The sequence below is a fragment of the Perspicuibacillus lycopersici genome, from assembly GCF_025660475.1.
In the GTDB taxonomy this organism is placed as follows: Bacteria; Bacillota; Bacilli; order Bacillales; family Caldibacillaceae; genus Perspicuibacillus; species Perspicuibacillus lycopersici.
Genome location: NZ_JAOUSF010000003.1, coordinates 153,586 through 173,555 on the forward strand (window position 1 = coordinate 153,586; position 19,970 = coordinate 173,555).

At 35.4% G+C, this 19,970-nt stretch carries 18 protein-coding genes and 1 other RNA gene; 2 read left to right on the top strand and 17 right to left on the bottom strand.

Annotated elements, in window-relative coordinates:
• Positions 1–84: 84 nt before the first annotated feature.
• Positions 85–366: a DUF6123 family protein gene (locus tag OEV98_RS08770; protein ID WP_263072891.1), complete on the bottom strand. Its 282-nt coding sequence runs from the start codon at positions 364–366 to the stop codon at positions 85–87.
• Between the two features lie 231 nt (positions 367–597).
• Here OEV98_RS08770 and sspL point away from each other — a divergent pair, with 231 nt between their 5' ends.
• Complete coding sequence (sspL, locus tag OEV98_RS08775) at positions 598–729, top strand: small, acid-soluble spore protein L (RefSeq protein ID WP_263072892.1); 132 nt, start codon at positions 598–600, stop codon at positions 727–729.
• A gap of 54 nt (positions 730–783) precedes the next feature.
• Here the strand turns inward: sspL and OEV98_RS08780 are convergent, their stop codons facing one another.
• The 5 genes from OEV98_RS08780 to OEV98_RS08800 form a co-directional block, all read right to left on the bottom strand.
• The gene (locus tag OEV98_RS08780) at positions 784–1,689 is read right to left on the bottom strand and encodes a 5'-3' exonuclease (protein WP_263072893.1); all 906 of its coding nucleotides are present in this window, start codon (positions 1,687–1,689) and stop codon (positions 784–786) included.
• Positions 1,690–1,736: 47 nt separating this feature from the next.
• On the bottom strand, positions 1,737–2,579 hold the full coding sequence (locus OEV98_RS08785; RefSeq protein ID WP_263072895.1) for a sulfurtransferase: 843 nt from the start codon (positions 2,577–2,579) through the stop codon (positions 1,737–1,739).
• 15 nt (positions 2,580–2,594) lie between these two features.
• Positions 2,595–6,245: a dynamin family protein gene (locus OEV98_RS08790; protein WP_263072896.1), complete on the bottom strand. Its 3,651-nt coding sequence runs from the start codon at positions 6,243–6,245 to the stop codon at positions 2,595–2,597.
• 159 nt (positions 6,246–6,404) lie between these two features.
• Entirely contained in the window at positions 6,405–6,956 is a 552-nt protein-coding gene (locus OEV98_RS08795) for an isoprenylcysteine carboxyl methyltransferase family protein (protein WP_263072897.1), read from the bottom strand.
• Positions 6,953–8,065, bottom strand: coding sequence for a type III polyketide synthase (locus OEV98_RS08800; RefSeq protein ID WP_263072898.1), 1,113 nt, complete (start codon positions 8,063–8,065; stop codon positions 6,953–6,955). Before OEV98_RS08800 ends, OEV98_RS08795 begins: the two co-directional genes overlap by 4 nt.
• Positions 8,066–8,238: 173 nt before the next feature.
• On the opposite strand from OEV98_RS08800, the gene OEV98_RS08805 reads away from it, so the two are divergent.
• Positions 8,239–8,700, top strand: a complete 462-nt coding sequence (locus OEV98_RS08805) for a chemotaxis protein CheX (protein ID WP_263072899.1) — start codon at positions 8,239–8,241, stop codon at positions 8,698–8,700.
• A gap of 145 nt (positions 8,701–8,845) precedes the next feature.
• Here OEV98_RS08805 and OEV98_RS08810 read toward each other — a convergent pair whose 3' ends face one another.
• The 11 genes from OEV98_RS08810 to OEV98_RS08860 all read right to left on the bottom strand — a co-directional run bounded on the left by OEV98_RS08810 (position 8,846) and on the right by OEV98_RS08860 (position 19,871).
• On the bottom strand, positions 8,846–9,616 hold the full coding sequence (locus OEV98_RS08810) for an SDR family NAD(P)-dependent oxidoreductase (RefSeq protein WP_263072900.1): 771 nt from the start codon (positions 9,614–9,616) through the stop codon (positions 8,846–8,848).
• Between the two features lie 117 nt (positions 9,617–9,733).
• Positions 9,734–9,874 carry a hypothetical protein gene (locus OEV98_RS08815; RefSeq protein ID WP_263072901.1) on the bottom strand — a complete coding sequence of 47 codons (141 nt, stop codon included), beginning with the start codon at positions 9,872–9,874 and terminating at the stop codon, positions 9,734–9,736.
• A 478-nt stretch (positions 9,875–10,352) separates the two neighbouring features.
• On the bottom strand, positions 10,353–10,484 hold the full coding sequence (locus OEV98_RS08820) for a hypothetical protein (RefSeq protein ID WP_263072902.1): 132 nt from the start codon (positions 10,482–10,484) through the stop codon (positions 10,353–10,355).
• A 910-nt stretch (positions 10,485–11,394) separates the two neighbouring features.
• A complete protein-coding gene (locus tag OEV98_RS08825; protein WP_263072903.1) occupies positions 11,395–12,915 on the bottom strand; it encodes a carboxypeptidase M32 in 1,521 nt (506 codons plus the stop codon).
• 212 nt (positions 12,916–13,127) lie between these two features.
• Positions 13,128–13,301 (bottom strand): hypothetical protein, encoded by a 174-nt coding sequence (locus tag OEV98_RS08830; protein WP_263072905.1) that lies wholly within the window; start codon positions 13,299–13,301, stop codon positions 13,128–13,130.
• Between the two features lie 106 nt (positions 13,302–13,407).
• On the bottom strand, positions 13,408–14,544 hold the full coding sequence (locus OEV98_RS08835; RefSeq protein WP_263072906.1) for a THUMP domain-containing class I SAM-dependent RNA methyltransferase: 1,137 nt from the start codon (positions 14,542–14,544) through the stop codon (positions 13,408–13,410).
• Between the two features lie 185 nt (positions 14,545–14,729).
• Positions 14,730–15,128, bottom strand: an RNA gene (rnpB, locus tag OEV98_RS08840) — RNase P RNA component class B.
• Between the two features lie 76 nt (positions 15,129–15,204).
• Positions 15,205–15,501: a cell division regulator GpsB gene (gpsB, locus tag OEV98_RS08845; protein WP_263072907.1), complete on the bottom strand. Its 297-nt coding sequence runs from the start codon at positions 15,499–15,501 to the stop codon at positions 15,205–15,207.
• Between the two features lie 212 nt (positions 15,502–15,713).
• Entirely contained in the window at positions 15,714–15,947 is a 234-nt protein-coding gene (locus OEV98_RS08850) for a spore coat protein (protein ID WP_263072908.1), read from the bottom strand.
• Positions 15,948–16,317: 370 nt separating this feature from the next.
• Positions 16,318–17,580 (bottom strand): ribonuclease H-like domain-containing protein, encoded by a 1,263-nt coding sequence (locus tag OEV98_RS08855; protein ID WP_263072909.1) that lies wholly within the window; start codon positions 17,578–17,580, stop codon positions 16,318–16,320.
• A complete protein-coding gene (locus OEV98_RS08860; protein WP_263072910.1) occupies positions 17,577–19,871 on the bottom strand; it encodes a DEAD/DEAH box helicase in 2,295 nt (764 codons plus the stop codon). The genes OEV98_RS08855 and OEV98_RS08860 overlap by 4 nt, the downstream gene beginning before the upstream one ends.
• Positions 19,872–19,970: the final 99 nt, after the last annotated feature.

Sequence of the window (19,970 nt, forward strand, 5' to 3'; positions counted from 1 at the left end):
TAAACAAGAGACACTGCAAAGAATTCAACATTTGTACTTGTGGTGTCTTTTTTATAGACAAAAACAGAATGCTGGTAGCTATTATTATAGCGACAGCTGTAGTGTATCTTCAACAAAACGAAATGCCTCTTCGCGATTGGTCACATTTTCTTTTTTCAACGCTTCTAATAATGAAATGTAAAAGCTACCATCAAATCTCTTCTGTGCTTTTAATGTAATTTCAATTGCAGCTATAGCTAGGCAATCTGGAGAATTAGTATATTGCATTCCAAAATAAATAAAACCTATGGCATCCTCTTCAAATGGAAAGCCCTTTCCTTGTAAATATTGAATATATTCTCCTACTGATTGTTCGATTTTTTTCATCTTGATCCACCCTTTTTCCCTATAGACCATTTAATCATATCATTGAAATTTAGGATTTGACTATTAGAAAATTTATTTTTCGACATTTTTTTCATTTTCCTCTACACGAGGCTAAAAACAGCTACTAGCCTTTAACTTGAAGGTAAGGAAAAGTACTTTTCAATAAAAAAATGGAAAGGATAATTATTTTCAAAAAAACCGTCCACACTAAATGGTGGAGGTGATGGTCGGATGACAAAGGGTGGTACTAGAGGAACAAAGGCTCCTGGCGTAAATCCACAAGGATACGGTCAAGATGGTACTTTAACAGAACAGCCAAAAAGTAAGCTTGAAAATGCCGCAAAAAAGAAGAATACAAAATAGTAAACAAAAAAACAGTGGAAGCAATTACGCCTCCACTGTTTCCATTAGCTATTACTATCCGACATGCTCTTCTTCTAAGCTTTCAATCATTGTCAAAATTCTTGACATACCTTTAATATTAATTTTCAGAAGCTGCTCATTACGATCATTTTCAAAAAGATTGAGCTTTGCATGCTCCAAAGAAAATTGAAGTGGTACATCTAGCTTAATTTCCGCTAATGTTTTCGATAAAATTAAGGAATCTCGATCCTCCTCAATTTTTTTCCTTTGTGATGGTGTTAATAGATGTAGAGATTCTAATATATTTTCTACTGATCCAAATTGTTGGATAAGCTTCTCAGCTGTTTTCGGACCGATACCACGTACACCAGGATAATGGTCACTAGTATCTCCTGTTAATCCTTTGACATCAATAAGCTGGCGAGGTTGATAGCCTTTTTCCTCCATAAAAATTGCTTTTGAAAATACTTGGTAGTTTCCGAATCCCTTTTTCAATAAAGCAACGGATATCCCATCATCGATTACTTGAAGAATATCTTGGTCACCGGTCAATATGAGGACATCAGCCTCTGTTTTACATTTCGTTGCAATCGTGCCGAGACAATCATCCGCCTCAAAACCAACTACACCGATATTTGGAATTGAAAAAGCAGCAGCCGCTTCTTTCGCTAAATCAAATTGCGGGATCATTTCATCTGGTGCAGCCGTACGATTCCCTTTATAGTCATCATATAATTCATTACGAAATGTTTTACTCCCCATATCCCAGCATACTGCTAAATGTGTTGGCCGAAAATGGTTAACTGCTGTAAACATATGCTTTAAAAATCCGTTTACAGCATTTGTCGGGATACCTTGATCATTATACATAAATTGGCCAGTTGCACTTGTTGCATAAAATGCTCGAAATAGCAGTGCCATACCATCTACAAGTAATAATTTTGGTTGATTTGCCGTCAATGATTACACCCCAATTAATATATTTATTGTTACAAAATGTGCATAAATTAATTGTTATCTCCAATGGCAATTGGATTTTCTTCATACGAAATCCAATCACTAAAGCTTCCAACATACAGCTTAACATTTTCATAGCCGATATTTTTTAATAATAACACATTTGGAGCTGCAGTAACACCTGACCCACAGTAAACAATTATTTCCTTTTCTTTGGAAATTTCTTGAAATCTATTGACTTGAAGCTCATCTGCTAAAAAGGAGCCATTCTTTACTCCGTCTGTCCACACCTTATTAATTGCTCCAGGTATGTGACCTGCTTTTTTATCAATCGGTTCTGTTTCTCCTAAATAGCGACTTCTTTCTCTAGAATCGATAATGATTGCTTCCTTTTCACTTGCAATCATTTGCTTAACATATTCTACATCTGCTATTAAATCCGATTGTAAATGGAGCACATAATTGGCAGTAGGAAAGCTTGGTACCACATTAGTAACAGGAAAATTAGCTGCAATACAGCTAGAAAATCCACCATTAATTACATAGACCTCCTGATGACCGATATATTTCATCAACCACCAAAATCTTGCCGCAAAGGGAGAAGCCCCTTGATCATACGCTATAATAATTGTTTGATTGCTTATCCCATTAGCGGCTAGCTTCTTTTGGAATTTGTGAACATCTGGAAGTGGATGTCTTCCACCATGCTTACCAACAGGTCCGGATAGATCCTTTTCTAAATCAAAATATACTGCATTTTCTATGTGCTTCTCCTGATACTGACGACTGCCCCACATTGGATCAGCAAGTGAAAAACGACAATCGACAAAACGGACTTGTTTTTCTCCATGTAAAATTTTCCACACGTCTGTAGCCTCTAATAGCGTTTGCATAATATTCCCTCTTTCCTACTTTGACTCATGTAATGCAAAAAGTATTTCATATTTTTGTTGCAATGCTTCCACATCTATCCCCTGCTCAAGAACTGTTTGCCATCCTGCATATTGTGTTTCCAAATCCGTCAGGAAAGCTATTTGTATTTGCTGTAAGAGACGTTTTAGATCTTTTTCATAATTTGCTAGTATTCTAGCAGATTCGTCCTGTAAATAAATCCCAATCGGTTCGGCAATATCTTGCTCCATCTGTTCTTGCATCATTCGTTTTTCATTTTTTTCGAAAAATGCTTTCGGATTTTTAAAGGTTGCCAATGCTTTTTTAAAATAATCCGTTGGCAAATGTTTTAACGTATTTTCAAATATAAGCGGAGAAAATCCACTTACTTCTATATTAGAAAACGTTAAACGATGATTAACTGATTTCATTTTTGCAACGATATTTTCGCTCCATTGTTGCAATAAGTTGCTTATAAAATTCTCGATTCGAAAGGACGTCGCCCGCATTTCTTGGGTTAAGTCAAAGCCTACAGTGGTAACAAACTCTTTGCAGGCATCATAAAGAGCAGCCTTTGCTTCACTATTACTTCCTTTAATAATTGAAGGATTAAAGCATTCTTTAAAAAAAGCCGGAAAACGGTAAGAGACACGTTGCTTAATATAATAAATTAATTCTTGGATTTCCTGATTTAACTTATCTAATAATAATGCATCCGAGCTAGTTTTTAGCAATTGCGATAGCTGTTTCTGTTCTTGGAATAGCCGTTCTTTTGTCTTTTCTCTTTCTGACGAATCTGCATTGGCTGTCGCAAGTAATGCTTCCACCCGTTCGAGAATCCGGGTATATTCTAATTCACCATCTTTTCTTGCAATTGCCCGTAAATCGTTGCTCACAAAGTGATAGAAGGATTGTTCAAATTTAGGAAATCCCGATTGAAGATCCTCTTTTGTTCGCTTTTCTTGTAATCCATTCAAGCTAGATACCGGATAAAGCTGTGGGTTCCTAATGCCGTATTGTGTCAATTGATTTTCAACATAGGAGAGAACCTCTTCTTTATCTGCTTCCGAATTTGCTAAATCGGTTGCATTAACAATAAAGAACATTTTATCTAAGCTAAACTGATCCTTTACTCGACCTAATTGAATCAAAAACTCCCGATCTGCCTTAGAAAAAGCATGGTTATAGTATGTGACAAAAATTATCGCATCCGCATTTTTAATAAACTCAAAGGCAACATCGGTATGTCTTGCATTAATCGAATCTGCTCCGGGAGTATCCACAAGTGTAATACCCTTTGTCATTAATGGCGACTCTATATAAAAATCAATCCATTCTACAAAACACGATTTATCTTCTTCTGCTACGAACTGCTGAAATGTTTGTTTATCGATGGAAATAAGCTTACCTAGTTTATCGTGAAATTGTTCATATCCTTTCACAAACGCTTCTAAAAATGTTTGGTGGGCATGCTCCTTCTCTCGATGCTCTTTTCTATTTTCTTTTATTTTTAATACAAGTTTTACTGCATCAGCTAGATCATTTGCCTTGCATTGGAAATTTTCAAATGCTTCATTAACATCCGCTAATAATTGATCCATATTTTTTAGTTTAACAATCCCTGTTTCATTCGGGTGTATCGATGTTGCAGGAAGTATTCGATTGATGGCTGCAGTTGTTGGATTCGGTGATACAGGTAGAATCTTCTCTCCAATTAGTGCATTGGCAAACGAAGATTTACCTGCACTAAATGCTCCGAATAATGCAACGGTAAACTGTTGATTTTTCAGACGATTTGCCTTTTCTATTAATCCTTGTGCAAGATTTTTTAATGTTGGAATCGTACGAACAATTTCTGCTGCCTTTTCCAATTTCTTAACTGTCTTCTCATGCAGATTATTCTCTTGTTCCAATACATTTATTTCAAGAGTATCCGCTAGTTTCTCTACCTTTTTCGTAGGCTGTTCTTTTTGCTCTTCCTGCATTGCCTTTACGAGGATTTCTTCCCCTTCCGTAAATTCAAGCATCGATTGGATACGATGATAAATCGAATCATCCATCACTTCCTCCGTAGTGTAAAAGATAGCCTGCATCTTCTTGGAAGCTTCTTGTACGTCATTCTCTAGCATGTTTAATTGCTCTATCAATTCTAAATATTCATTCATTTCTGCTTGTTGCATTTGAAGTTTAGTTATTTTATCATGAACGAATGTTTCCAACCAATCAATTACCAATATAAAATGTTCATCCACTACTTTTCTAGCATTCTTCTTAATTACTTCTGCTAAATCATTCGAATAATTTAAAACAGATTCTCCTGTAACAAGTGCCCCCTGCTTAATAGTGGAATAAAGTTGATTTGGTGTAACCTCAATAAAAATGTGCTGAAGCTTTCCTTCAAGTGCTTGGTCCTGTATTTGATACTTTTTTATTAATTTCATGAATAATTCTTTTATGTGCCAAGTAATTTGTGTATCGGTGCTTTCTTGTAATTTATCAAGTAATAGCTGCAGACGTTCTTGTTTTATTTCCTCTGTTTTTTTCTTCGCCATAAAGAAGCCTACTTTAAAGTCCTTTTGATTGGATTCTAAAAATCCCTTTGCCAATTCACGGGTATCCGCTGGCATTAAATAGGCATTGCGAAGAATATTAGCTACCTCTGTTGTTAAATACGCTCTAGCATTTTCTACAAGTGATTCGAAATACTGTTTTTCGTTTTGCAAACGCATGTACTTTTCCTGTAATTCCTGGCGCTCATCAGATGATAATCCATGAAGTTTTTCCTCGATTTCTGTTCGTTTTTCCTCTTGTTCCTGAGCAAGAAACTGCAAATGCTCATCAATCAATAATTGAATGGAACCATCGATATTTCCTTCGTCCGTTTCAGCAAATAAACGCTTCAATGTAGTTTTTAAATCGGTCAATTGATTATGTGGATGCTCTCTATCCTTTAAGCTTGTATAAAATATGTGTTCTGGATGAACTCCCCATAATGCAAAGGATTCGATTACGGATTGTTGATATTTTTCCATTGGTATTTCATTTTCTTGATGTTTATCAATCATATTAATAACTAAATATAGTGGCATATTGTATGCAATCATTTCTTTTGCAAATAAAAAATTATGCTCCGCTTGGACGTGATTGTAGTCCATGACATATATGCAAGCATCTGCCAAATGTAAGGCTGATTCCGTTGCTATCCGATGCGCGTCATCTGTTGAATCAATGCCCGGTGTATCTAAAATAATTGCACCTTGCGGAAAATCTATTATCGGGAGTTCTAATTCGATATTGGAAATTATTTCTCCATCTTTACAATATCTTTTAATATCCTCTAATTGAAATGGAGCCTCATACTTGTATATTGTTCCATCATGGAAATATACTTTAGCGAAATGGTTTTCACTAGATTTTATTTTTACAATATTAGCGCTCGTAGGAATCGGGCTACTTGGAAGTACCTCCATCCCAATAAGTTGATTAATCATACTTGATTTCCCTGCAGAAAAATGGCCACAAAAAGCAAGCATTTTTTCCTGTTTTACCACTTTTCGTATTAAATCCATCACTTTTTCTGCACGGATATGATCCCCATTTTCCAAAAATAACTGATGAAAATCGTGAAGCTGCTTTAGTATTTTCCCGTTTTGCTTTACTAATGACATGAAAGTTGCTCCCATTTGCCTACCCCTTTAGTTTCACTTTGTTCGTTTTTAACTATTGTAAATGGTTATTTGTAAATTTCCCACTACTGTATTAGTGTAATACAAAATTTTCAGTAAACCAACCATTCATTTTACTCATGAAAGAGGATAAGAAATTTCTTATTTGCGAAAAAAACGAGGGTAGTCGGCAAATACGCGATTATACTCCTCCCATGAATGAAGTGCTTTTTCTTCTGTTTGGATACGAATCATCATAAGTACGGCATTATAAACAGTAAACAGAATCGCAGTAGTGGTTGCTTGAAACAATAATGGAATGATGACAAACTCTACGGCAACAATAAGATAATTTGGATGTTTAATAAAACGGTATGGTCCTTTTGTTTGCGGAGTACCGTTTGGTAAAATAAAAATCCGTGTATTCCAATATTTCCCTAAGCTTGTAATCACCCATACTCTGCCAATTTGCAATAATAAAAAGACTGGGAATAATACATACCAATATGGCGATATTACGCCACCTAAATTTGTTACCTCCCCGAAATAAGCAACAAAAAACAAAATATGCATCATGACGATTAAATAATAATGGTCTCTTCCAAACTCGATAGCTCCCTGCTTTCTTAACCAAATTTCATTCTGTTTCGCAATAATAAGTTCAATGATCCGTTGACAAATTAGAAAAATAAGCAGTATATAAAACAATGTCATTTTTTAACATCCTCCTGTTCATTTACACCCCATTGTAATAGTAATAGCTCTGATGAAAAGCCTGGGCCTAGCGCACATGCCAACCCAATATCTCCGGATGCTGGATTTTGCTCCATACAGGCTCTTAATACATAGAAAATGGTGGCAGAAGACATATTCCCAAAGTTTTTTAGTACCTCTCTTGCGTTCACTGTTAACTCCTGATTTATTCCTAGTGCTTTTTCATATGCATCGATTACTTTTTTCCCGCCAGGATGGGCAACAAACTGTTTAATTCTAGTTAATGCCATTTGATTCCTTTGCATAAATTCCAGTACCGTAGGCTTTAACCAGCTTTCTACTAGTGTAGGGATATCTTTCGAAAAAACGACATATAACCCATCATCCCCTACATCCCAACCCATTACATCTAATGATTTCGGTAAAAGGGTTGTCATAGTATCCAAAATTGCCGGATAGGCTTTTCCAGCTTTTGCCGAAGGGGATGCCTCATCTCCCTCCACCAGTGCACATGCAACTCCATCTCCAAACAGGGAAGTACCAATGAAATTACTTTTCGATAAATCCTCTTTTTGAAAACTTAAGCTACATAATTCGATAGATAAAACTAGCACCTTTGCCTTTGGAAAAGCGATACAATATTCAAAGGCCCTTGCTAACCCTGCACCGCCACCAGCACATCCTAAGCCCCAAATTGGGATTCTTTTCGTATGAGGTGAAAATGGTAATTCATTCATTATTCTTGCCTCGATACTTGGTGTAGCTATACCGGTGGTACTAATAAAAATAATGGCCTCAATTTCTTCATAATCGACCCTCTGCTGCAACATGCTTTTATTTGTTAAGCAATTGTTTATCGCTTCTTTTCCTAATTTAATTGCCCATTGTACATATTGCTGATTTTTTTCCGAAAAGCTGTGCTCCTGACGAAACCAATCAATACTATTTACAAAATAGCGTTTTTCGATTTGACCATTATCAAAAATTTTAAGTAAACGTTCGATATCTTTAAAGCGGTGAAAAAATAATTCTTTTGATAATTGTGCCGCTTCGCTTTGCGTAATGATATGTGGTGGCTGTTCTGTCCCAATGGAAACTATTTTAGGCATAATGTATTCCCCTTATATTTACTATAGATAGTATTACTATTATTCACTAAATTTTCTACGATTATAATTTTCACAAAAAATACCTGTAAAACTCTTGTATTTCTGTTACAATTGGGAAAGTAATGAGAAAAATATCAAATTTTGTCGAAAGAAGAACATTACGGGGGTATAGAATGACTACTAGTTTAGGAGATAAAATTACGAACGTATTAACTGGAACTATCTCTTCAGTAAATAAGGTATTTCCATTTTCAAAAAGTATCTCAGAGCCAATACCATTTAAAGAACCCTTTATGCAAGATTCCATTGGTGTATTAATAGGCTTAATTGGCGATATTAAAGGCCGCATTTTAATAGCGGGAAATGAAACAAGCTTTAGTGGATTAGGTGAATCCATGTTTGGCATGCCGATTCAAGGGGTAATGCTAGAATCCTTCGCAGGAGAGCTAGGAAATATGGTGGTTGGAAATCTTTGTACCGAAATCTGGGCAACAGGAGTCCAAATTGACATAACACCTCCAACTGTATTTGTCGGTCAAACGAAAATTTTTGGATTTGAAAAAGCATATAAACTACCAATTATGTTTGAAAATATTGGGAACTTAAATATTATTATTATGTTAGAAAATGAATAAAATACATAGGGAGGCTATCTTTACAAAGAAATGTACCTTCACGAATCTTGCGATATTGGATAACCAATTTTCCCAATGATTCGCGATTATAACGTTCCTTGTAAGACAACCTCTTTTTTATTTATAAAAGTACCATTTCAGTTTGTCAAAAACCGTTAATCGTCATCCCACCATCTACAAATAATGTTTGCCCTGTCACGTAATTACTTGCATTCGATGCTAAAAAGACTGCTGGACCAACTATATCTGGTAGCTCTCCAATTCGATTTAGCGGTGTTACCGATAAAATATCATGTAAATAGCTTTCATCAGCCAATAACTTTTCAGTTAAAGGGGTTTTAAAATACCAAGGACCAATTGCGTTAACTTGTACATTATTCTTTCCCCATTCAAACGCTAATGTTTTCGTCATTTGAATAAGCGCTGCTTTCGTCGCTGCATATACAACCCCAGTACGTAAGGCAACTGTTCCTGCTACGGATGAAATTGTAATAATTTTTCCCGTTCTCTGCTCCTTCATAATCTTTCCGACTTCCTGTGACATCATAAATGCTGAGGTTAAATTCGTATCAAGAATGGTTTTCCATTCTTGATCGGTCACGTCTAATGCCTTAGATCGAATATTCATACCCGCATTATTTACTAAAATATCAATCTTTCCTGCCGCTTCTAGCGTTCGCGCTACTGCAGCTTGTACTTGAACTCTGTCCGTTACATCTGTAGGCAAGATAAATGCTTTTCTTCCTAACTTCTCAATATGTACAGCAGTTTCTTTTATATCTTTTTCTGTTCTTGCCAATAGTGCAACATCTGCTCCAGCTTCCGCAAAGCCGATGGCAATTGCTCGTCCAATTCCACGGCCGGCTCCTGTAACAATTGCGGTTTTTCCTTGTAGATCAAAGGATGGTAAATACAAAGTGAACACCTCTTTATTTTCAAAGTATTTTTATATTACCATAAATTTCAACAAAAATTAAAATGAAACTTCCAATAGTATATCGTCATTTACTATTGGAAGTTTCATTTTCATTCATTATGCATAACCATCCACATGGTCTGTTTTTTGATATTGCACATTAATAACAATTGGTTGAATGACCTTTTCACCACATACACAGCAGACCAATGGCTCTTGATGGATGGTACAACAATTTTCACAATAATACATTACCATCGCAATCACTCTTTCCATTAATTATTAATAATATATTCTCTTGAAATCGTTATGTGAATTTACGGCTTGATTCCTTTCCTCCGTAATCTGCATCGTTTTCGTTACTATCCATACCCTTGATTGCTTTCTGAAAAACAGATATATTTTTCCAGTTTTCGACAAATGTCACTCTATACCTTGTCGGTATGTTGAGGTTTCTTTTCATTAAAGCAACACAGCTTCCGAAATACACAAATACCCAAAGATCATTTCACACGAGTATATACGTATGAAATAAGCTTTGGGTATTTATACTTATTTTATAAAAAAATTTTACTAAAATGTAATGATTCCGATTGTTCCAATGAAATTAAAACGATTTTTTTTGCTTCAATTGTTTTGTTTATACTGTTAAACAAAATCGGAGTAGCTATATATTATTTGTTATTAAACAAAAAATGATTGCTATACATTATATTTTTTGGAACTTGGATTACTCTTAAATAGTGCTGGATAGAATTGTCAATACCGCACCAAGTATCCCCCCGAGGATTGGAATCGAAAGATAAAATAATTTCTTTTTAACCTCTCGTTTTTTCTGTATCTCTTCAGGTGTTAACCATCTAGACATTCTTTTTCCCCCTATAAACTTTGTAATACTATTGTAATATATTTATGCTATTGAAACATGTGACAAATTTCCTGTTTTTTCTACATTTTTCATTTCTCATTTTAAATGATTCTATCATTATTTACAATAATAATAATTTATATTCATTCCTATTTTAAGCGTTTAACCATTGATACTATTGGAATCGTTAAAATAAGGGAATAATTATTATACAAATAGGGGAATTTTTATTCAAAAAAAGTAATCTGCACTTTCAATCTTTCTTGTAAAACTTATTTAGTGACTGATGAAAAGTAATATATTATTTTAAATATTGAATTACATAACATTGGTTCACGAATTAAAATATCAACTTTTAGTAGTATGATAATTGGCGAAAATAGTACGGTTGATTACAAGAAATCTACATTTTTAGATTCAATTATAAATTGGAGGAATGAAGTATTCCCAGTCAGAAAATTAGTTTTACACTATTCAACTTTCCGAGCTCTAATTTCCAAAGGAGTAGCCTAGTTTCTCGGACTGTTTACAAATAGCAACAAATTCTCCGATAACAGCCCATAAAAAAATAGGGACATTACTGTCCTTATCCAGACTGTCGACAAAAGGTATTGAGAGACATCTTCTCGGTGCCTTTTGTCATGGAATTGCGGTTAAAATCCGTTGATTTCCGCTCCTGGCGGTGAGCTTCCTCGTCGCTGGCGCTCCTGCGGGAAAAGCGGCTCGGCCCCGCCCGTGGAAAGCGTCCACCCTTCGTTCCAATCAACCAAACTATTTACATCATTCTATTTTAAAAGAAAAAAGAGTGTAGACAAACTCGAAAATCTTCGAGTTTGTCTACACTCTAAATAGGGACATTACTGTCCCTATGAATATAATTATTTTAGCTTATGAATCGTCACTAATGAAATTACAATTGATAGATTCCACTAAATTTATCCGTTAAATATTGCAGTAAATATTTTGCATTCAAGCCTTCCGCTGTTGCATTTTGCAAAATTTCTAACGGTTGTTTCATTTTCCCGTATTGATGAACTCTCTCGGTAAACCAGGCTCTTATTGGTTGTAATTCTCCCTTTTCTAGTAATTCATCAAAGTTCGGTATATCCTTTATTAATGCATGTTTAAATTGAGCTGCATACATATAGCCGAGTGCATAGGATGGGAAATAACCGAAGCTTGCCCCTGCCCAATGGACATCTTGAAGTACACCTACCCCATCATGATCAGGCTCTATTCCAAGATATTGTTTATACTTTTCGTTCCAAATTTTTGGTAAATCTTTCACTTCAATTTCATCATTAAATAAGCCTTTTTCAATTTCATAACGAATGATGACATGTAATGGATAGGTTAATTCATCTGCCTCAATTCGTATCAATGATGGTTTCACTTCATTTATTGCCCGATAATAATCATCGAGTGATACATTGTCAAATTGACCTGGAGAATAGCTTTTCAGTAGGTCAAAGTTTTTCTTCCAAAACGCTTTATTTCTGCCAACAAATATTTCATTGAACAAGGATTGGGACTCATGGATTCCCATTGAGGTACCAGATGCTAATGTCGTCCCAACTAAATCTTTCGAAATATTTTGCTCATATAATGCATGTCCACCTTCATGAATCGTACCGAAAATAGCAACTCGAAAATCATTTTCTACATATCTAGTAGTAATACGAACATCCCCAGGATTAATACCTGTAGCAAATGGATGTACCGTTTCATCTAAACGGCCAGCATCAAAATCATAGCCCATTTGTTTTAAAATATCGATACTAAACTTCTCTTGTGCTTCTTTCGAAAAATGTTTATAAAGAAATTCCGTTTCCATTTTCGTTGGAGAGGCTTCGATTTTTTGTAGAAGTGGCACAATACTATCACGAACTTCTCCAAAAACTTTATCTAATATTTCAACCGTCATTCCAGGTTCATACATATCTAGTAAAGTGTTATATTTATTTCCTTCATATCCCCAATATTCAACAAACTTCTTCGTTGCAGTTACTAGCTTTTCCAAATACGGTGCAAACAAAGCAAAATCTGCAGTTTCTTTAGCTTCTTCCCAAACGGATTCTGCTTGTGATTGTAATGTTACAAATGCCGTATATTCCTCTAGTGGGATTTTTTTCATTCGATCATATTCTTTTTTACAATCTAATACCGTATGCAGGGTAATATCAGATAAAGAGTTTTTTACTTCTTCACTTAATAATGTATTTATGTATGTTTCCATTTCCGCTGAGGTTGCCATTTTAAAAGCTTCTGAAGATAATAGTCCAATAACCTCTGAACGTTGCTCCACACCTTTCTTCGGCGCACCAGTACGCAAGTCCCAATACATTACATTAATCGCCTCATGATAGGCAATCATTTTCTTTACATATTCCAAAAACTGCTGTTCGATTTCTTTTATTTGTTCGATGTTCATTATTTTGCCTCCATTCTCAAACTTCAAAGCTTATTTTATCATAAATTTATATATTGGTAAGTGGTGATGAAAGAATTATCAGGTTTTTTTAGCAAGTAAAAATTTTCACTAGTATACTTCCCTGGCTTTTGAGTTTTGAACGGGACGCACGCAAACATAAAAAAGAGCCATCGCCAACGGAAGCTGAACGATAGCTCAATAGTATTAGGTAGTTAATGCTTCACACGGTTTGTTAACAAATAGTTTAGAGCTTGCTGCAAATTTTCCTCAGCCTGCTGTAACTCGTAAAAAGCTTGCTCGTTATTTACGTTTTCTGTTTGTAATTGTTGATACGTAAATTCAATAGCCTTTGAAATCATCGTAAAATCAAGATTTTCTCTGTACATGATCCATCCCTCATTTTTCATAATATAGCTAATTTATTATAATCAACTATTTACAAAATTATTCCTATGCTGAAAATTAATTTGAAATAGAGGGAAATAAAGGTCATTATCCTTTCGGCACTCTCGGTCCCCAGTACTGGTAATAATCCGTTTTAATAAAACCATTAAATAGCTTTCGCTTTTTCGTTGCTTGTTTGCCGTAAAGTTCCTCAAATTGTTCATTAGAGGTAATCACATATATCGACCATGTATCTAATGCTTGAAATGTTTTTCCGAGATCTCGATATAGTTGTTCGACTTTTTCCTTATCACCTAACCGTTCACCGTAGGGCGGATTAGCAACTACAACACCATATTTTAGGTCAGAATGAAAATCCGTTGCTTGCATTTGCTTAAATTGTATCAAGTCACCTAGCCCTGCCTCTAGTGCATTATTTTTCGCAATATCCACCATTTTATGATCAATATCTGAACCAAATATTTGGAGGTTACGATCATATTGTGCTAAATCTTCTGTTTCCATTCGCGCGTCATCCCATACGGATTTCGGCATCCAATGCCATCCTTCACTAATAAATTCACGATTGAAACCTGGAGCGATATTTTGGCCAATTAATGCTGCTTCAATTGGCAATGTACCAGAGCCACAGAATGGATCGACAAACGGGCGATCATAAGTCCAGTTCGTTAAAAGAATCAACGCCGCAGCTAATGTTTCCTTTAATGGTGCTTCGCCTTGTCCCACACGATATCCTCTCCGATGTAAGCCCGTCCCACTTGTATCAATCGTTAAGGTGACTTTATCCTTTAAAATCGATACTTCAATAGGAACTTTTGGTCCTTTTTCTTCAAACCAGCTTACCTGCTTGTATTTCGATTTTAAACGTTCTACAATTGCTTTTTTGACAATACCTTGGCAATCGGGGACACTATATAATTTCGATTTAACCGACTTTCCTGAAACAGGAAATTCGGAATCTGCATTAAGAAATTGCTCCCATGGCAATGCTTTTGTTCCTTCAAATAATTGGTCAAAAGTAGTTGCCTTAAATTCTCCGACGATAATTTTTATTCGATCTGCTGTCCGCAACCATAAGTTACTGCGAGCAATCGTCATTGCATCGCCAGTATATAATATTTTTCCATTATCTACTTTGCATTCGTAACCTAAATTACGAACTTCATTTGCTACAATTGCCTCAATCCCCATCGGGGCTGTTGCTAATAGTTTAAAATTATTCATTTTGACACTACCTTCTAAAATCATTTTTGTATGTAAATAGTAACAATCCTATCGTACCCATTTCAAGTGCTAGCCAATATGGAAACTATGTATTCAACCTTATTTTGATACAGCAACATAATAAAAATGCTCTCCATTGTTTCCATTGGAGAGCATTTTATGAAATCAAATGTCAATTAATAACGTTCTATAAGCCATGTTCTGTTCCATTGTACTGCAAACGATTCGCAAATCTCGTACTCCGGTGGTAATCATCTATCTGCAAAGAATAAAATCTTCGCCTCTCTCTTCCGTTCATTTCCTCAGAGAAAGTTCCCCTACCAAAATTTGGGTTTCTCGCTCGTGGGGTTTACCTCGTTCCACCCTTATAATTTCTTATAAGGCTCCGTCACTGTGGCACTTTCAAGGTAGTGAGACCATATCCAAATGGACTTAGGTCTGTTCCCTGCCGTCAGCCCAGCAAAAGCCAGACTGCCCTAGCTTATTGTTTCACTAGGCACGAACACTACGGGCATCTCAGCACCGTGCGAGCATGGACTTTCCTCTGCTACTAGCAAGGCTAGTAACAGCGATTACCTGAACGTTATTAACGCTACATATAGATTATAGACAATCAAGGAAGAATATACAACTGTTTTTCAACGGAAAAATTGGAAAATATTAGTCGTATAATTTATTACCAAACACATGTTTTTCAAGATTGCTTAGTCGTTTCAGAATATCAAAGTTTGTTGTACCAGATGGTTGGGCAGGCTGTTTCCGAACGTCTTCTAACTGTTTTTTCAGACGTTGATTTTCCATTTGCACTTCTTCTAACTCTTTTACGAACATTTCGTAATCTTTAATAATAAGGTCTAAGTATTGATCTACTTCCTCTTGATTATATCCTCGCATACTTGTTTTAAATTCTTTTTCCAAAATATCTTTAGCTGATAATTGTAACTTTTGTTGAAGCAAAGTTTTTCACCTCGTTCATTTCTACATTCATTATTCATATTTTTTCAAAAAACATGCGCTTTGTCAATTTAATATATTTCATTATGAAACAGTCCATGAAAAATCCTATTCTTCTGTAGTCATTTTTATACCATAATACAAAAATTTTTCTCTGTTAAGGGACTAAAGCACTAGAATAGTAAAAAAGGGCAGAAATTCTGCCCTTTTAGCTTTTAACAAAATCCCCTTGGTTTTTTTGGACAACAATTTACATGTTGGTGACATACTTCATTCACAACAGATTGAGTATGTGGACAAAAGTGCTTGTGCAAAAACATATGCTGATTAACAGTTGTTGTGTGTGATGGATGAATATGCGGAACAATATGTGTAAATTGATTTGTATTTACAAATTGTTGCGTTGGATGAACAACTGGTTGCAAATAATTTGGTGGAAATGCTGGCATTTTTCCGGTCCCCTTTCTGTAAAATATTTATTCTACACTAATAACCTATGAAAAAAGGGGTGTACATGTACTAATGAAAATACCTATTTTGTGCTGCTATAACAATAAAACTACGTTTCTTTTAAAACCATACATGAAGATAATCTTTAAATATTGAAAACACAATCATTATCGATAATATCAGTGTGAAAAACAAGTACAAGAACGCCCGATGCATGATATATCTCCTAACTATTTATGAATGTTAATACCTATATTATTTTATGTCGAGTTATGGTATACATCAATACAAAATTCACATGAAATATAGAAATTTTTTTCCAGTTGTTTGAGGAGAATATATCCTTTCCACCTTAACATTATTTATTTGTCAACAGTCGTCAACTTTTTTCTCCAGACGTAGCAATCGTTTTTTTATTTCTGCTTCTTGTTTCGGAATGGATATCCCTGTCATTTGTTCGATCTTTTTGAATTCTGTAAACGCCTGTTTCGCACTGTTTAGCGCAAGTAGATAATTTTTCTCGTGATGCTCGAAATATTTAGCTGCTTCAATACATGCTTCTATTTTAATTTTTCCCATTCCCTTTTCAATGATCTGTTGCCAGCATGCGAAAGCTTGATCTATTTTTTTTAGCTTTTTATATTGATAGGAGAGCTCTAACATTCCCTTCCACTTGTCTTTCCCATCATGATTTTCCAGTGCATCCTCTAGTATTTGGATAGCTTTATTCGTTTCATTTATTGAAGAATACCAATGACCAACCGAAAGCATTTCACTTTTTGATTGCTGTTGATCAAGCCCTAGTAATTGAAAAGAAATATGCGTATATAAAATCAATAAAGAAAGAATATCGTCTTCATTATGCTCCATCACTTTCACTATACCATCTAAATGTTTCGTTTCAATAAAGTCAAAATAAATGATTGGCGCTAAATAACCAGGTACATCGTCTGTTCTTTCGATTCCTAAAATTTCTTCTTCTACAATGGACAATTTCACAGATTCTAGTTCATTTTTCCATAATCTTCTAGCTGCATGTAATAAATCAAAATGACCGAATGCTGGAAGCTTTGGAACATGTTCTCTTATCAATGTATGCCTAGTCTTTACTTGTGGCCAATCAAATGCTTTCCCATTATAAGTTACAAGTGTTGTATAATCGACAGATCGTAAAAAACTATCATACAGTGGGATCTCAAACCCAGGCTCTGGAAGCAGGTGTTGCCTGACGACAACTTCCTCACCCTCTACATAGGCATAACCAATCAGAAAAATGGTATTTCCTACCCCACCTCCAAGCCCAGTTGTTTCCGTATCAAAGAAAAATAAATCGGTTGGCTTATATCCCTTTGCTGATAACGGATGTTGGAAGTCTGTATGCTGCCATGCCTCAATTGCTCGAATATAATCTTGAAACGAATACATTCCACGCTTTTCCAATAAAGGATATCGTCTTTCTTTCACAAGACAATATTCGTCACCTAATATATACGGTTGCACACCCCGCATTTGCCATTGCTCCAGATTAGGAATTTCCAACTGTTTTACAGGCGGTGAGACTTGGACGGTCAGGTCCTTCGATTCATTATTTAAGTATGATTCATATACTTTTAATTTATTTTTAATCTTCATGCCTTCATCTCCGTATGCTTTGATGCATGAATAAAATAATCCAATAATAATAACGCATCTTTCTTCCCTGTTTTAGTTGTCACATCGGTTCCAATACATGACGGACAGCCATATTCGCAGTGACAGTTGTTAATTATATTTTTGGATTCTGTTAAAATTTGTTCGATTTTTTCATAGATTTCATCACTTAAGCCTACACCGCCAGGATACCGATCATAAAGAAAGATTGTCGGTTTGTTGTTATGACTCGATTTTACTTGTGGAACAACATGAACATCACTAGGGTCTGACATAACGAACATAGGAACAATATTTTTCATTGCATGGGTAACGCCCATTAAACCATCTTCTAGCCGTTCTTCCCCAATTTCAGCAAATTCCTGCTGCAGCGATATCCATGTCGCGGTTGTATGCAGTATTTGTTCAGGGAGGTGAATCGGCCCAGAGCCTATATTCTCATGGGTTTCAAATTTAATCTTCTTAAATATAGTGGCCATTGCTTGGACTGCAACATCCCCATATTGAATGGTCGCTTGTCTTGTGTTTCGCTCTTTATCTACCTCTAATACTTTTAATTGAACCGCTAAATTTGCATCGGTATAATAATCGACTTGAACTTCACGCACAAACGCCTTTTTCTCCTCCCAATCTAGTTTTTCTACTTGAAACTGTGTCCCTTGGTGTAAGTAAATTGCCTCGTCATGGAGTAATGTAAGGGCACTGAATGTATCCATTTCTCCTATTACCTTTACATTGGCAATATCTGATTGATCAATGATGACGACATTCTCTTGGGAAGCAGAACGAAGACTGATATTATGTGCTGGGAAGGAGTCATTCATCCAATGATATTTTTTCCCACTAAAAACCAAAACTTTTTGGTCGATTAAATATTCCAATATGTCTTCCATATCAATACCACCAAAAGTCTCCCCTTTTTCAAATGGCAACTCATATGCTGCGCATTTCACATGGTCTACTAAAATAATTAAGTTGTCTGGATTAATTCGCGCAACCTCAGGGGATTGTTTAAAGAAATACTCTGGATGAGAAATAACATATTGGTCTAATGGGGAGGAACTAGCGACATACATGATTAATGCTTCACCATGTCTTCTGCCAGCTCGTCCAGCCTGCTGCCATGCACTTGCAATTGTTCCTGGATATCCTGTCATTATGCACACTTGAAGTTGACCGATATCTACTCCTAATTCCAATGCATTCGTACTTACTACACCATAAATTTCCCCTTCACGTAATCCTTTTTCAATTTCCCGACGTTCGGTAGGTAAATACCCCCCTCGATAGCCACGGATTGCCTTTGGACCGATTTTTCCTTTTACTAGTTCTTGTAAATAAGTGAGGATAATTTCAACCCTTACCCTACTCCTTGCGAAAACGATCGTTTGGATTTTATTTTTCAAAAATTCACCAGCTAAGCGGCGTACTTCAAGACTTGCACTTTTACGAACATTTAAAGACTTATTGACAATCGGCGGATTATAAAACACAAAATGTTTTTTCCCACTTGGCGCACCATTTTTATCAATTAATCGCATTTTATTTCCTGTTAATGTTTCTGCCAATTGTTGTGGATTTGCAATTGTTGCAGAAGTACAAATAAAAACTGGATCACTTCCATAAAATTGACAAATTCTTTTAAGCCTTCTTAATACATTTGCAGTATGACTACCAAATACTCCACGGTAAATATGGAGTTCATCGATAATTACATACTTCAAATTTTCAAATAATGACACCCATTTTGTATGATGTGGCAAAATACCAGAATGTAACATGTCTGGATTGGTAATTACAATGTGACCTGCTTTTCGAATTTTTTGTCTGATATTAGCCGGTGTATCTCCATCATAAGTATAGCTATTAATATTCACTTCCGCTTCTTCTATTAGTTCATTTAATTCAGATTTTTGATCATTGCTTAATGCTTTTGTCGGAAACATATATAATGCACGTGCATCCGGATTTTCTATAATACTTTGGAGAACTGGTAAGTTATAGCATAATGTTTTTCCGGATGCTGTTGGGGTAACAGCAGTGAAGTCCTGAGAAGCTATACCGAACTCAAATGCTGTTTTTTGATGACTATATAATGAAGTAATTCCTCGATTAATTAATGCTTGCTTAAGATTAGGATGTAATCGCTCTGGAATAGGAACAGTTGAGGCTTGTTTACTTGGTATCGTTTCCCAATGTTTAATATTTAAATTAATGTCATTCGTGTTTTTTAACCAATTAATAATTTCAGTTAATGATTGTTTCCGAAGCAAAATATATCACCCTTACCCATCAAATCTAGTATTTTATTTTTTATTATATCGAATATACGTTTGGATAGTAAAGCAGGAACTATTTTTTGAAGATTTTTT

Bases quoted from the DNA above. Each gene is read 5' to 3' on its own strand.
- OEV98_RS08855 (WP_263072909.1), bottom strand. From the start codon at position 17,580: ATGAAGATTAAAAATAAATTAAAAGTATATGAATCATACTTAAATAAT.
- OEV98_RS08800 (WP_263072898.1), bottom strand. From the start codon at position 8,065: ATGCCTAAAATAGTTTCCATTGGGACAGAACAGCCACCACATATCATT.
- sspL (WP_263072892.1), top strand. From the start codon at position 598: ATGACAAAGGGTGGTACTAGAGGAACAAAGGCTCCTGGCGTAAATCCA.
- OEV98_RS08770 (WP_263072891.1), bottom strand. From the start codon at position 366: ATGAAAAAAATCGAACAATCAGTAGGAGAATATATTCAATATTTACAA.
- OEV98_RS08790 (WP_263072896.1), bottom strand. From the start codon at position 6,245: ATGTCATTAGTAAAGCAAAACGGGAAAATACTAAAGCAGCTTCACGAT.
- OEV98_RS08820 (WP_263072902.1), bottom strand. From the start codon at position 10,484: ATGTCTAGATGGTTAACACCTGAAGAGATACAGAAAAAACGAGAGGTT.
- OEV98_RS08805 (WP_263072899.1), top strand. From the start codon at position 8,239: ATGACTACTAGTTTAGGAGATAAAATTACGAACGTATTAACTGGAACT.
- OEV98_RS08825 (WP_263072903.1), bottom strand. From the start codon at position 12,915: ATGAACATCGAACAAATAAAAGAAATCGAACAGCAGTTTTTGGAATAT.
- OEV98_RS08850 (WP_263072908.1), bottom strand. From the start codon at position 15,947: ATGCCAGCATTTCCACCAAATTATTTGCAACCAGTTGTTCATCCAACG.
- OEV98_RS08830 (WP_263072905.1), bottom strand. From the start codon at position 13,301: ATGTACAGAGAAAATCTTGATTTTACGATGATTTCAAAGGCTATTGAA.
- OEV98_RS08795 (WP_263072897.1), bottom strand. From the start codon at position 6,956: ATGACATTGTTTTATATACTGCTTATTTTTCTAATTTGTCAACGGATC.
- OEV98_RS08835 (WP_263072906.1), bottom strand. From the start codon at position 14,544: ATGAATAATTTTAAACTATTAGCAACAGCCCCGATGGGGATTGAGGCA.
- OEV98_RS08785 (WP_263072895.1), bottom strand. From the start codon at position 2,579: ATGCAAACGCTATTAGAGGCTACAGACGTGTGGAAAATTTTACATGGA.
- OEV98_RS08815 (WP_263072901.1), bottom strand. From the start codon at position 9,874: ATGGTAATGTATTATTGTGAAAATTGTTGTACCATCCATCAAGAGCCA.